The 13,840-nt window shown below is 44.3% G+C and carries 15 protein-coding genes; 9 read left to right on the forward strand and 6 right to left on the reverse strand.

Annotation, left to right across the window (positions count from 1 at the left end):
- From mlaE to HW45_RS18830, 7 genes are all read left to right on the forward strand, one after another.
- Complete coding sequence (gene mlaE, locus HW45_RS18800) at positions 1–789, forward strand: lipid asymmetry maintenance ABC transporter permease subunit MlaE (protein WP_006073293.1); 789 nt, start codon at positions 1–3, stop codon at positions 787–789.
- A 17-nt stretch (positions 790–806) separates the two neighbouring features.
- Positions 807–1,289, forward strand: a complete 483-nt coding sequence (gene mlaD, locus HW45_RS18805; RefSeq protein ID WP_038228902.1) for an outer membrane lipid asymmetry maintenance protein MlaD — start codon at positions 807–809, stop codon at positions 1,287–1,289.
- Between the two features lie 4 nt (positions 1,290–1,293).
- A complete protein-coding gene (mlaC, locus tag HW45_RS18810) occupies positions 1,294–1,935 on the forward strand; it encodes a phospholipid-binding protein MlaC (RefSeq protein ID WP_038228904.1) in 642 nt (213 codons plus the stop codon).
- On the forward strand, positions 1,932–2,234 hold the full coding sequence (locus HW45_RS18815; RefSeq protein WP_420883067.1) for an STAS domain-containing protein: 303 nt from the start codon (positions 1,932–1,934) through the stop codon (positions 2,232–2,234). The genes mlaC and HW45_RS18815 overlap by 4 nt, the downstream gene beginning before the upstream one ends.
- A gap of 9 nt (positions 2,235–2,243) precedes the next feature.
- Positions 2,244–2,498 (forward strand): BolA family iron metabolism protein IbaG, encoded by a 255-nt coding sequence (ibaG, locus tag HW45_RS18820; protein WP_006073308.1) that lies wholly within the window; start codon positions 2,244–2,246, stop codon positions 2,496–2,498.
- Positions 2,499–2,507: 9 nt separating this feature from the next.
- Positions 2,508–3,776: a UDP-N-acetylglucosamine 1-carboxyvinyltransferase gene (gene murA, locus HW45_RS18825; RefSeq protein WP_006073309.1), complete on the forward strand. Its 1,269-nt coding sequence runs from the start codon at positions 2,508–2,510 to the stop codon at positions 3,774–3,776.
- A gap of 70 nt (positions 3,777–3,846) precedes the next feature.
- A complete protein-coding gene (locus HW45_RS18830) occupies positions 3,847–4,575 on the forward strand; it encodes a 1-acylglycerol-3-phosphate O-acyltransferase (protein ID WP_006073311.1) in 729 nt (242 codons plus the stop codon).
- Positions 4,576–4,624: 49 nt separating this feature from the next.
- Here HW45_RS18830 and HW45_RS18835 read toward each other — a convergent pair whose 3' ends face one another.
- The 5 genes from HW45_RS18835 to arcA all read right to left on the reverse strand — a co-directional run bounded on the left by HW45_RS18835 (position 4,625) and on the right by arcA (position 9,172).
- Complete coding sequence (locus tag HW45_RS18835) at positions 4,625–5,014, reverse strand: RidA family protein (protein WP_038228906.1); 390 nt, start codon at positions 5,012–5,014, stop codon at positions 4,625–4,627.
- A 105-nt stretch (positions 5,015–5,119) separates the two neighbouring features.
- On the reverse strand, positions 5,120–5,581 hold the full coding sequence (gene pyrI / locus HW45_RS18840) for an aspartate carbamoyltransferase regulatory subunit (protein WP_006073314.1): 462 nt from the start codon (positions 5,579–5,581) through the stop codon (positions 5,120–5,122).
- A 12-nt stretch (positions 5,582–5,593) separates the two neighbouring features.
- On the reverse strand, positions 5,594–6,523 hold the full coding sequence (pyrB, locus tag HW45_RS18845; protein WP_006073315.1) for an aspartate carbamoyltransferase: 930 nt from the start codon (positions 6,521–6,523) through the stop codon (positions 5,594–5,596).
- Between the two features lie 300 nt (positions 6,524–6,823).
- On the reverse strand, positions 6,824–7,828 hold the full coding sequence (argF, locus tag HW45_RS18850; RefSeq protein WP_006073317.1) for an ornithine carbamoyltransferase: 1,005 nt from the start codon (positions 7,826–7,828) through the stop codon (positions 6,824–6,826).
- A 123-nt stretch (positions 7,829–7,951) separates the two neighbouring features.
- A complete protein-coding gene (gene arcA / locus HW45_RS18855; protein ID WP_038228908.1) occupies positions 7,952–9,172 on the reverse strand; it encodes an arginine deiminase in 1,221 nt (406 codons plus the stop codon).
- Between the two features lie 563 nt (positions 9,173–9,735).
- Here arcA and rraB point away from each other — a divergent pair.
- Together rraB and HW45_RS18865 are read left to right on the forward strand one after the other, a co-directional pair.
- The gene (gene rraB, locus HW45_RS18860) at positions 9,736–10,152 is read left to right on the forward strand and encodes a ribonuclease E inhibitor RraB (protein ID WP_038228909.1); all 417 of its coding nucleotides are present in this window, start codon (positions 9,736–9,738) and stop codon (positions 10,150–10,152) included.
- 120 nt (positions 10,153–10,272) lie between these two features.
- Positions 10,273–11,073 (forward strand): glycosyl hydrolase 2 galactose-binding domain-containing protein, encoded by an 801-nt coding sequence (locus tag HW45_RS18865; protein WP_038228912.1) that lies wholly within the window; start codon positions 10,273–10,275, stop codon positions 11,071–11,073.
- A gap of 131 nt (positions 11,074–11,204) precedes the next feature.
- On the opposite strand, the gene mutS is transcribed toward HW45_RS18865, so the two are convergent.
- Positions 11,205–13,766, reverse strand: a complete 2,562-nt coding sequence (gene mutS / locus HW45_RS18870) for a DNA mismatch repair protein MutS (protein WP_038228914.1) — start codon at positions 13,764–13,766, stop codon at positions 11,205–11,207.
- Positions 13,767–13,840 lie beyond the last annotated feature (74 nt).

The raw sequence follows: 13,840 nt of genomic DNA on the forward strand, positions 1-13,840 counted from the left end.
ATGTCGTTTCCTTCAGTATGGATTCAAAAAGTCGGTCAGCGAACCTTATCTCTTTGCCAATCATGGGGTAGGGCAACCTTTATGCTATTTGGTGTCCTGTTTTCCAAACCACAGCCTAAAAAGCACTTTCCACTATTAATAAAACAGCTACATAACGTTGGTGTGCAATCATTGGCCATTATTATGGTATCAGGGCTGTTTATTGGAATGGTCCTCAGCCTGCAAGGGTATGTAGTTCTCGTCGATTATGGGGCGGAAGGCAGTTTAGGACAGATGGTGGCGTTATCGCTATTAAGAGAGTTGGGTCCAGTTGTTACTGCACTATTATTTGCTGGGCGTGCAGGCTCGGCACTAACCGCTGAAATTGGCTTAATGAAAGCCACTGAACAGTTATCGAGCATGGAAATGATGGCCGTTGATCCTCTTAAACGAGTGATCTCGCCTCGTTTTTGGGCCGGGGTTATTTCCATGCCGCTATTGGCTATGATCTTTATGGCGATAGGTATTTGGGGGGGCCAACTGGTTGGTGTGGACTGGAAAGGTATCGATCACGGCAGTTTTTGGTCAGCGATGCAATCGTCCGTAGAGCTGGGTCGAGACATTGGTAATAGCGTCATTAAGTGTTTGGTGTTTGCGATTACGGTGACGTGGATTGCGCTATTTAATGGGTATGATGCCATACCGACTTCGGAAGGTATTAGTCAGGCGACAACGAGAACCGTCGTGCACTCATCTTTGGCGGTATTAGGTTTAGATTTTGTGCTTACAGCACTGATGTTTGGCAATTAAGAGTAAAGGACAATTCAATGCAACAAACCAGAAAGTTAGAATTGTGGGTAGGCAGTTTTGTCATCATCGGACTTTGCGCAATCTTGTTTATGATTTTTCAGGTTGCTGACGTGAAAGGGTTGGGCTCAGGGGATACTTATAAGCTGGAAGCAAGGTTCGATAATATCGGTAGCCTAAAAGTTCGTTCTCCTGTGAAAGTTGGTGGCGTCGTTATTGGCCGAGTCAGTGATATTAGTCTTGATAAGGAGAGCTATTTACCGGTGGTAACCTTATCTATTAGCTCGGACTACCGTTTCCCAGATACCTCGAGTGCACAAGTGCTAACATCAGGGTTGATTGGTGAGCAATATATAGGTCTAGTGCCTGGGTTTATCTTTGATGATGAAGGTTATCTAGCCGATGGTGACAGAATTGAAGACACCAAATCAGCGTTGGTGCTCGAAGATATGATAGGTCAAGTGCTCTATAGCATTGGCGGTTCCGAGGAGAAAAAGGAGTAAAGTGATGTTCAACAAATGTTTACTGATATTTAGTGCCTTGATGCTCTCATTTGGTCTACATGCTAATGAGATTGATGCCACCAAGCCCTATGACATGATGCAGAAAGTCGCCGATAAAGCGTTTACTCGTTTAGCGAATGAGCAAGAGCAAATTCAGAAAAATCCTGACTATCTTAAGGTGGTAGTCGAAGAGGAACTAATGCCTTACGTGAACGATCGCTACGCAGCATTGAAGCTACTGGGTCCTAACTTAAAAGGTGCTAAACGAGAAGATGTGTTAGAGTTTGCCAGAGCATTTCGAGAGTACTTGATTACTTCTTATGCGCAAGTTTTAACCCAATATACTGGACAGGATGTTCAATTTGGTCCAGAACCAAAAATTGATGATAAGACGACCATTATCGGTGTTCGTGTGACAATTATGGACTCACCGAGACCTAATATTAATCTCGAGTTTAAACTCAGAAAGGATAAGAAAACAGGCAAATGGAAGGCCTTTGATATGATTGCAGAAGGCATTAGTTTGCTCTCTAGCAAGCAATCTGAATGGAACAGCAAAATTCGTCAAGATGGCATATTAGCGGTAGCAGAAGAACTTGAGCAGTTGGCACAGGCGCCGATTCGTTTTGAAGGCAGCAAAAAATAATGGACACTAAATTAGTGGTTCGTAACGAAGGTGTATTAGAGCTAATTGGTAACGTTGATCGTGATACTGTACCTGAGCTTTGGAATACTATTCAAAGCGTTAATTTTGATGAGCCTGAGATGGAATTGGCGTTAGATAAAGTAAAACGGTTCGATTCTGCGGGATTGGTGATGCTAATTCACTTATTAGAGCATGCAAAAAATCGAAAGTGTCATATAATGCTCAGCTTCGTGCCCGATGAGCTGAAAATACTGTTTCAGCTGTATAACGTTGAATCAGTTATTGAGAAACACATTTAGGAGTATCTTGTGGATAGCACAAAAGTACAGGAACTATTACAAAACGCATTGAACCTAGAAGAGCTACACGTAAAAGGTGAAGGTAGCCACTACGAAGTGATTGCGGTAGATGCTCAATTTGAAGGCATGAGCCGAGTTAAAAAGCAGCAGATGATCTATGGTCCTCTGATGGATTATATTCAGCGTAATGACATCCACGCAGTTTCAATTAAAGCCTATACTCCAGAAGAGTGGGCTCGTGATAAAAAGCTGATGTCTTTGTAAGGTTTATTAATGGATAAGTTTCGAGTTATTGGATCGGATCAGCCGTTATCTGGCGAAGTGTCGATCTCAGGTGCTAAAAATGCAGCACTGCCTATTTTATTCGCTTCTATTCTGGCTGAGGAGCCTGTAGAAGTGGCCAACGTACCACATCTTCGTGACATTGATACGACAATGAAACTACTTAGCCGTTTAGGTGCCAAAGTGCATCGCAACGGTTCTGTTCATGTTGATGGTAGCCAGATTAACGAGTTGTGTGCACCTTATGACTTGGTGAAAACCATGCGTGCATCGATTTGGGCGTTAGGTCCACTGGTTGCTCGTTTTGGCAAAGGACAAGTTTCACTTCCTGGTGGCTGTGCCATTGGTGCGCGTCCGGTAGATTTGCATATTCATGGTCTTGAGCAGCTCGGTGCCACCATCACATTAGAAGATGGTTATGTGAAAGCGGAAGTGGAAGGTCGATTGAAGGGTGCTCACATTGTGATGGACAAAGTGAGCGTTGGTGCGACTATCACGATAATGTGTGCTGCAACATTGGCTGAAGGTACTACTGTACTTGATAATGCGGCTCGTGAACCTGAAATCGTCGATACCGCTGATTTCTTGAACAAGTTAGGCGCAAAAATCACTGGAGCAGGTACCGATACTATCACTATCGAAGGTGTAGAACGTCTTGGTGGTGGCAAGCACTCTGTTGTTCCAGATCGCATTGAAACAGGCACTTTCCTAGTAGCGGCAGCGGTATCAGGCGGTAAGATTGTTTGTCGCAATACGCATGCTCATCTATTAGAAGCGGCATTAGCGAAGTTAGAAGAAGCTGGGGCTAAGATCGAGACTGGCGATGACTGGATCTCACTGGATATGACCGACAGAGAGCTTAAAGCGGTTTCAATTCGTACTGCTCCACACCCAGGCTTCCCTACAGATATGCAAGCTCAGTTTACTTTGCTTAATATGATGGCAAAAGGTGGCGGTGTGATTACTGAAACGATTTTTGAAAATCGTTTTATGCACGTTCCTGAGCTAATGCGTATGGGCGCAAAAGCAGAAATTGAAGGCAACACTGTGATTTGTGGTGATGTTGAATCATTGAGTGGTGCACAAGTCATGGCGACTGACCTGCGAGCTTCGGCAAGCTTGGTTATCGCTGGTTGTATTGCGCATGGTGAGACAATTGTAGACCGTATTTATCATATCGATCGCGGTTATGAGCGTATTGAAGATAAGCTGTCTGCACTAGGTGCTAACATCACACGTATCGCGGGTTCTGCTGAATAATAACGATAGATATAAATAGCCGAAATCTTAAGGTTTCGGCTTTTTTTTGAAGCCATTAGCGGAGACCAAAATGGTTGCTTTCCTACGCTGCATTGCAGTGGCGATATTTGCGGTAATTATGTTCGTATTTGGATGTGGTTACTGTTTACTGAGTCCGAGAAATCCTAAACACGTGTTTACGTTCGGGCGTTATTTTGGCGCTATGTCGAAGATCTTTGGTATTAAACTCGATCTTCGTTTACCTGAAGATGCCTATAAACGCGGTCAACACATCTATATCGCTAATCACCAGAACAACTGGGATTTGTTTACGGTATCTTCTGCCGTTACACCAAATGTGGTAACTGTTGGTAAAAAGAGCCTGCTATGGATGCCATTCTTTGGTCAGCTTTATTATTTAACAGGTAATATTCTGATTGATCGTGCTAACCGCAGTAAAGCGAAAGGTACGATTGACCAAGTTGTTGATAGCATGAAGAAAAGTAACCTTTCAGTTTGGATGTTCCCGGAAGGTACACGCTCTCGTGGACGCGGCTTATTGCCATTCAAAACGGGTGCTTTTCATGCAGCGATTGGGGCAAAGACACCAATCATTCCTATTGTGTGTAGCAGTACGAGCCATCTAAAGCTTAATAAGTGGGATAATGGTCATATCATCGTTGAGATGCTGCCACCTATCTCTATCGAAGGCTACGGCAAAGAAGATGTGAGAAAACTGGCGAATGTATGCCGAGAGCAGATGGCAGAGAAGCTAGAGCAGCTTGATGCTGAAGTTGCTGAGTTAAACAGCAAAAAATAACACTAAAAAGGGTTGTCAATGACAACCCTTTTTTAATACATAGCAGAACTTACTTACGTACTGCGATAGCTTCGATTTCAATCTTCACATCTTTAGGAAGACGAGCAACTTCAACACAAGAACGCGCAGGGTAGTTAGCCACTTGGTGCTCGTCAAAGAACTTACCATACACTTCGTTTACTGTACCAAAGTCGTTGAGATCTTTAACGAAAACCGTCATTTTTACGATGTCTGAAACCGTTAGGCCAGATGCTTCAACAACCGCTTTTACGTTGTCTAGAGACTGACGTGCTTGTTCAGCGATATCTTCTGACACTTCACCTGTTTGCGGATTTACTGGGATCTGACCTGAAGTCAGTACCATGTTACCAAGGTCGACACCTTGTACGTAAGGACCGATTGCTGCTGGTGCAGATTCTGTATGAAGTACTTTTGTCATCGTTTTATCCATTGTTCTGTGAATTCAAAGAGAGTCTAGACTGCCTCTAGGCTCAATAAAAATCAAGCCTACAATGTGTAGGCTTGTTTAATAATCGTGTCATTCTTAGCTTTCAGTAACGATCTCACGCGAATAGACTTTTTCGCAGTATTTGCATTTGAGACGAATGTCTTGATGTTTCTCGAACACCTTGAAGCTACTGTCTACGGGTTCATTGTGAGTAATGCAGTTGCTATTAGGGCACTCGAATACTCCCGTGATTGTTTCTGGCAGTTTTAACGCCAGCTTTTTACACACTTCATAGTTTTCAATTTGGTTGACGGTAGCATGTGGTGCATAGAGTGCCAGCTTGTTCGCTTGTTCTTCAGTGATAAACACGTTCTCTATCTTTAATAGATCCTTACAACCTAATGCTGAAGAAGGAAGGTTCAGACCAATCGTGACACGCTGTTTGGATTGATCCATAGCGAACAGTTTGAGAACTTTGATACCAATGTTTGCTGGGATATGGTCGATAACCGTGCCGTTTTTAATTGCTTCTACTTGCAACTGGGTTTCTTTAGACATGATCAATCCTCCTTAAAGCGTTTCGTTTAGAACTAGAGCGAGTAGAGCTTCACGGGCGTACACACCGTTTTCAGCTTGTTGGAAATAATACGCATAAGGCGTTTTATCTACGTCGACAGTAATCTCGTCAACTCGTGGCAACGGATGAAGCACTTTCAAGTTATCGCGCGCGCCTTTCAATGTATCAGCAGAGAGAATATAAGCCGATTTAATGTGCGCGTACTCAGACTCATCAAAACGCTCTTTCTGTACTCGCGTCATGTATAGGACATCCAGTTCAGATACTACACTTTCCATGTCGGTATGCAGGCTAAATTGGATGCCAGCTTCTTCAAGCTCTTCACAGATATAGTCAGGCATCGCAAGTGCATCGGGAGCGATAAAGAAAAAGCGAACGTTATTGAATTTCGCTAGGGCTTGCGTTAACGAGTGTACCGTGCGGCCGTATTTCAAATCACCAACAAAGGCAACGTTAATATCATCTAAACGACCCTGGGTTTCGTAGATGCTGTATAGGTCTAGCAGTGTTTGTGTTGGATGTTGGTTGGCGCCATCACCTGCGTTGATAACTGGCACACCGTTTGAGAATTCAGAAGCCAGACGTGCCGCACCTTCTTGTGGGTGACGCATGACAAACGCATCAACATAAGACGAAATAACCTGAACTGAATCTGCCAGTGTTTCACCTTTTTTAGCAAGCGAGGTATTACCACCGCTATCGAAACCAATCACGTCTCCGCCGATACGTTGAATGGCGGTTTCAAATGACAGACGCGTACGTGTTGAAGGTTCAAAGAAACAGCTAGCAACAACCTTGTTTTTGATGAGTTCAGGTTGAGGGTTTGATTTTAGTTGACCGGCTGTCTGTACAATGAGTTCTAGCTCGTCACGTGACAACTCTGGAATTGAGATAATGTGCTTTTGAAAGAGCGTATTCGCCATGTTTATCTTCCCTATAGTTAAAACCAGACCAGATGGATATTCCAAGTGCGAAAAGAGCGTGCTCAATCACAGCTAGGAATGCAGGCATAAAAAAACCCCCCATAATGGGAGGTTTAGTAATCAACAGGAAATAATAACGGTGCGTGATAAGCAAAAAGCTTATCGAGAGCGTGATGTGTTGTAAAACTCGCTTGCGCCATTGATTGTTCCCCAGACAAATTGCGGAGAATTATACGCCTAAAAATCGTGAGCGCAAGCGATTACATCAAAGGTTTATCGTTAAACTGCAAGTGAATTTGACTAGCTGCCTAATGTGGCGACCATGACGGCTTTGATGGTGTGCATTCGGTTTTCGGCTTCATCGAACACGATGGAGTAATCCGACTCGAATACATCATTTGTGACTTCGAGACCATTCAAGCCATATTTTTCGGCGATTTCTTTACCTATTGTGGTTTGGTCATCATGGAAAGCAGGTAAGCAGTGCATAAATTTCACATCTTTGTTATTGGTAGCTTTAATCGTATCCATGTTTACCTGATACGGTTTCATTAAGGCAATACGCTCTTCCCACGCCGAGGCTGACTCGCCCATAGAGACCCAAACGTCCGTATACAAGAAGTCACAATCGGCTACACCTTGTTGTACGTCCTCGGTGAGAGTAATCGAAGCACCTGTTGATAATGCGATGGTCTGACATTCATCAACGAGGCTTTGCTCTGGCCAAAAAGCTTTTGGCGCAACCAAACGAATATCCATTCCCATTTTTGCGGCCCCGACCATTAGAGAGTTCCCCATGTTGTTGCGAGCATCCCCTAAGTAGGCAAATTTAATTTGGTGTAATAACTTGCCTTTGCCGTGCTCTAACATGGTTAAAAAGTCAGCGAGAATTTGCGTTGGGTGGAATTCATTGGTTAAACCGTTCCAAACAGGTACGCCAGCGTGAGCGCCTAGCTCTTCAACGATATCTTGTCCAAAACCACGATACTCAATGCCATCGTACATACGACCTAGTACACGAGCCGTGTCTTTCATCGATTCCTTATGGCCTATTTGGGATCCGGAAGGGCCGATGTAAGAGACTTGAGCACCTTGATCAAAAGCGGCAACTTCAAAAGCACATCGGGTACGAGTCGAGGCTTTTTCGAAGATCAGTGCGATGTTTTTCCCTACCAGTTTTTTTTGCTCTGTGCCGGCATATTTAGCGGCTTTAAGATCTTTAGACAGGTCGAGAAGAAACTGAATCTCTTTTGGTGAATAGTCGAGAAGCTTGAGAAAATTCCTATTTCGTAAGTTGTAAGCCATGATTCGTACCCTTTTATTTAGTTTCTTGGTTTATTTATACATAAAAATTCTTTTATTGTGAATAAGTATTTTAATTTAATGCAAAAAAAGCCCCTAATAGGGGCGTTTGATAAATAATTATGTTTATATGCCATCTCGTTCGATTGGACAGCTCATACAACGGGCTCCGCCCCGACCACGTCCTAGCTCATTACCTGGGATGGTTAGGACCTGAATGCCCGCTTTGTCATACTTTTCATTAGTATACACATTTCTCTCGTAGCCGATAACGACACCGGGTTTGACGGTGAGCACATTGTTAGCATCGTTCCATTGCTCACGCTCTGCTTCGTAGTTATCACCACCCGTTGTGATGATCTTCAATTGATCAACGTTAAGCGCACTTTCTAGGGCTTTAAGATAGTTAGGTAATTTTTCAACTTGCATTTGGCCTTTGCTGTCGGCGGTTAGACGCCAAGTATCCAGTTTGTCGTTGATGATCTCTGGGTAAACTGAGAAGGTATCCACGTCCATATGAGTCATAACGGTATCAAGATGCATGCAAGAGCGATGTTTCGGAAGGTCAATGGCAATGACCTGAGACGCTTGTCCGGATTTAAATAGATTCGCCGCCAAGTTTTCCACGCCTTGTGGGGTGGTGCGCTCAGAGATACCAATTAATACTGCACCTTTACCAATAACAAGAACGTCACCGCCCTCGATGTTGGCGTTATCATAATGAAGATCTTCATCGCCGAAATATTTAATGAAGTCTTGACCTGCGAAGGTTGGATGCCAGCGATAAATGGCTCTTAGATGATTTGTCTCGCGTTGACGAGCGGGTTTCATCATTGGGTTCAGCGATACGCCACCATACACCCAGCAAGAGGTATCACGGGTGAAAAGGTGGTTTGGCAGTGGCTCAATGACAAAATCAAGCGGCTTACTCATCTTTTGTAATATAGAAGGGGTTTTTATTGGTAGCTCAGAGTATGCGAGGCCGCCCAACAAAATAGTTGCTAAGTGCTCGTCGTCCATTTCTGTCAGATAGTTACGAAGTTCGTTAGCGAAGATAGGACCATAACGTAAATCAGAAATCTGCGTTTCGAGAAGCCATTCCTTCGCTTCAGGGACGGCAAGAGTCTCTACTAATAAATCGTGAAGCAGCAGTACTTCCACATCTTGGCTGCGTAATGTATTGGCAAAAGCGTCATGCTCTTCACCAGCGGCTTCTACAGCCAGTACATCATCAAACAGTAGTTCATGGCAGTTTGATGGCGTGAGGTGGGTTAGGGCGCGTTCTGGACGGTTTAACAATACACGGCGTAATTGGCCTACTTCCGACCCAACGTACAACTTACTCATTGTGATTCCTTTCAGTTTTGATTGCGCTATTTATGACAAGCTTGTTATCAAGATGCAAGTCAAAATGTCAGTGTTTGTTACTGCAAAAACTTAAAATTGCAGTGATATTGTGGATTTAAGTAGAGAAATACAGATAAAGTTTTTATAAGAGAGTTGTGCTAGTTTCTGTGAATTCTTGCTTGAGTATGCAGGCCTCTTGAGCAGTTTTAATACAATATTCATGAATGATATGTGCATAAAAAAACGCAAATTTGTAGAAAATACTGGGTATTATGACTAAAGCAAAACCAGGTCAAACTTAAGAATAGAGTGTTTGATATGCAAAATTGCCTCATAACCTTTCTGGGCGATTGTTGCTGATTAGCTATGGCTTTTGTCTAAGTTTATGCTGAAATCAGAGGTAAGTAATGAAATGTTAAAATTATGTTTCTGTGATCTCGATCTTGCTCGGTTTGAGTTCGATAACTGAAAAATAGTCAGGAAAGATCTCGGTTTGATCTTTCGATTTCAGCTGACTTCTCGTATCATTCATGCCGATAACCTATTTATAGCTGGAGCACTTTATGTCTCAACAAGATGAGTATATGTCCGTTGAAGATTTGATCGAAATTCAAAAGGAAGAAACTCGCGATATCATTCAGGCCTTAATTGAAGATGGAAGTGATCCAGAGGCATTGTATGAGATCGAACACCACCTGTTTGCTGAAGATTTCGATCGTCTAGAGAAGGCGGTTGTTGAAGCGTTCAAAATGGGCTTCGAAGTGCTAGAAGCGGAAGAGACCGAAGACGAAGACGGTAACAAACTGTTGTGCTGCGACGCGACAATGGAATCGACTCTGAATGCAGAGCAGATTGACGCACAAGTTGAAAAGCTAGTGAACTTAGCTGAGAAGTACGACATCATCTATGACGGTTGGGGTACATACTACGAGGGCGAAGATGCTCTTTATACCGATGAAGATGAAGGCGACGAAGAGTAAGCCTTAATTGTTGTTGAAAGGCCAGCTTAGCTGGCCTTTTTGCTATCTTGCGGGTTCAACTATCTTTCGATAACGGATTTGATTATACTGCGCTAAATATGATCTAGGTCAATTCACACCATGAAAAAGAATTTGGCTGGCCTATGGCAGCTGTCCCCACTTACGGATCTCTCTATACCTCAAGATGATCTCTCTTTCCCTGGCGCTTTAAGTCAGGTCTTACCTTCAGAGCTTACCGAAGAAATGATTGCCAACCAAGAATGGCACCTCATGCATGACTTTGAGTTAGCGGAAGAAGAGTTGCAGAATCCGGCGGTCGATTTAGTGATCGGTGGTGTTGAGCATTATGCAGAAATTCGTATTAATGGTCGTGCAGTGTTGGATTGTGATGGCAGTGAAGCGACGTATCGTCGCGAAGTAAGAGCCCATTTACAACAGGGACCCAATCGCATTGAAATCTTGTTCTTAGAGTATGATGAAGAAGACTTGTTGATTGATCTTGATGAAGCGCCGCAGTGTTCTTTATCTGTTACCAAACCTGCAACCGAGACACGTATCGGTGTATGGCAAATGCCTTATTTGCAATTTATTCCACATGTTAGGTTAGAGCATGTAGCAATGGAACAGATCTGGCACCACGGTGGTGGCTGTGAGTTTAAAGTCGACCTTCATTATCGTACCTACCGTGCAGGTTTAGTATCAGCGTCAGTCAGATTTAACGGTATGACATTACATTTGCCTATTGATGTTCGAGCACATCAAGCATCGGCTCTGTTTCAGGTTGAAGCACCTAAATATGCTGATCCGGCGCAGCCTAATCCAGATGACTTGTACAGTCTGATAGTGAATTTAGATGGGCAAGTGCAGGAATTTGATGTGGCGTTAAGTCAATCACTTTGCGTGACTCATGTAGCTATGTAGCTATGAAGTTATGTAGCGATATAGTCTTATTTGTTATCTGGCATTCAACATTGCTAGTTATGACAATCATGAGTGCATAATCAAGTTTGCTCTCTTGCTAAAAATCTCAACAAGAGAGCAAGTCGTTACTTCTATAACAAACGTTTCAGACGATATAGCTCTTCCAATGCCTGTCTCGGTGTTAGATCGTCAGGGTCGATTTGTGCCAGAGCTTCTTCCACTTCGCTTGGCTCTGGAATCAAACTCAACTGATTGGCAATGTCGACTTGTGGAGAATCGTTGGTCGTTGGCTTTTGACCTAATTGTTCCAACTGAGTGAGTTTTTGTCTCGCATTCTTTATGACCGCTTTTGGTACACCGGCCAATCCGGCGACAGCAAGGCCGTAGGATTTACTCGCCGCTCCTTCTTGAACCGCGTGCATAAAGGCGATGGAGTCACCATGCTCTACCGCATCAAGGTGAACGTTAGCGAGATGTGGTAGCTGGTTTGGCATTTCTGTCAGTTCAAAATAGTGGGTCGCAAACAAGGTCATAGCGCCAACTTTGGTCGCTAGCCATTCAGCACTTGCCCAGGCTAGCGATAGACCGTCATAGGTGCTGGTACCACGGCCGATTTCATCCATTAACACCAAGCTGTTTTCTGTCGCATTGTGTAAGATGTTTGCCGTTTCGGTCATCTCGACCATGAACGTAGAACGACCAGAGGCAAGATCATCGGATGCCCCAATACGCGTAAAGATGCGATCCAGTGAACCGATTTCAGCGGACTCTGCAGGGACATAAGAGCCAATGTGAGCCATTAGTGCAATCAGTGCCGTTTGGCGCATATAGGTCGACTTACCACCCATATTCGGACCGGTAATGATTAACATTTTTCGCTCTGGGTTGAGCGAGATAGGGTTGGCAATGAATGGCTCATCCATCACCTGTTCAACGACAGGGTGGCGGCCACCTTGAATCAGAATACCGGCATTGTCACTGAGGACTGGGCGACAATAATCGAGACTTTCAGCACGCTCAGCTAGGTTTTGCAAAACGTCTAATTGCGATAGCGCTGAAGCTAGATTTTGCAGTTGCTCCAACTGTGGCAGCAACAAATCAAACAGCTCTTCCCATAGCTTCTTCTCAATTGCCAACGCTTTAGACTTAGAGTTAAGCACTTTATCTTCATGCTCTTTTAACTCTGGAATAATATAGCGTTCAGCATTCTTCAAGGTTTGGCGGCGCACATAGTGCGGTGGTACTAGGTGACTTTGACCGCGACTGACTTGAATGTAGAAGCCGTGTACATTGTTGTAACCAACCTTCAGTGTGTCTATACCGTGGCGATCTCGTTCATCATGCTCCAGTTTCTCAAGGTAAGCCGTCGCACCATTAGCTAAATCACGCCACTCGTCCAATTCGGCATTGTAGCCATCAGCAATGACGCCACCATCGCGAATTACTACGGGTGGGTTTTCTTTGATAGCGCGCTCAAGCAGTTCTGCCATGCTGTCCATAGGTGCGGAGTATTGAGCCAGTTGCTGCAAGTATGGGTGAGCAACGGTTTCAAGACTTAGTGCCAGCTCGGGCAAGAGGTTCAGAGCACTGCGTAATCGAGCCATATCTCGTGGCCTTGCAGAGCGAAGTGCCAAACGTGCCAAGATACGCTCGATATCACCAATTTGTTTCAACGTAGGCGAAAGCTCGGTATACAACGCATCTTGTTTGAGTTCTGAGATAACATCAAGGCGATAGTTCAAAGTCTTAATACAGCGCATCGGTTGATGGATCCAGCGCTTCAGCATTCGGCTACCCATTGCTGTTGCGGTGTGATCCAAGACTTCGGCTAACGTGTTGTCTTGTCCGCCCGACAAATTCTGAGTTAGCTCAAGGTTACGACGCGTGGCTGCATCAAGTACTACAGATTGGTCTTGGCTCACTAGCGTCAATGAACGGATGTGTGGTAGAGCCGTGCGCTGAGTATCTTTAACATACTGAATTAAACAACCTGCAGCGCAGAGTCCGAGTTCGCATTTCTCGACCCCAAACCCAATAAGATCTTTGGTACCAAATTGCTGATTCAGTTGTTGCCTTGCTGTATCAATCTCAAACTCCCAGATTGGACGACGGCGATTACCATTGCGGTTAGCCATCAGTTCAACGGGTTCAAAATCCTCAGGGAATAACAACTCTTTAGGTGCCGTGCGTTGCAGTTCTGCCAACATCGCTTCTTCGGTACTAGGTTCACAAAGTTGAAAGCGACCTGAGGTAATATCTAGCGTGGCATAGCCAAATTTACCGTTTTGGTGGTAGATTGCGGCAATTAGGTTATCCAATCGTTCCGATAGTAAGGCTTCATCTGAAACGGTTCCTGGCGTGACAATTCGAACCACGCGACGCTCTACTGGACCTTTACTGGTAGCAGGATCGCCAACTTGCTCGCAGATAGCGACAGATTCGCCCAGTTGAACCAGTTTTGCTAAGTAGCCTTCCACGGCATGGAAAGGGACACCGGCCATTGGAATAGGCTCGCCCGCGGATGCGCCCCGTTTGGTTAGAGAAATATCGAGCAGTTGAGACGCACGTTTCGCGTCGTCATAAAAGAGCTCGTAAAAATCACCCATTCGGTAGAAAAGCAGGATATCTGGATTCTCGGCTTTGAGTTTCAGATATTGCTGCATCATTGGCGTATGTTTTTGTTCCGCTTTCACTGTCACATCTTTAGCTGCTTGTTTCAATTGCTGCTTAGGATACGTGAAACCGACGTGAGCGAAAAGGGAATATA

The organism is Vibrio sp. ER1A (assembly GCF_000733315.1).
Lineage (GTDB): Bacteria > Pseudomonadota > Gammaproteobacteria > Enterobacterales > Vibrionaceae > Vibrio > Vibrio mediterranei.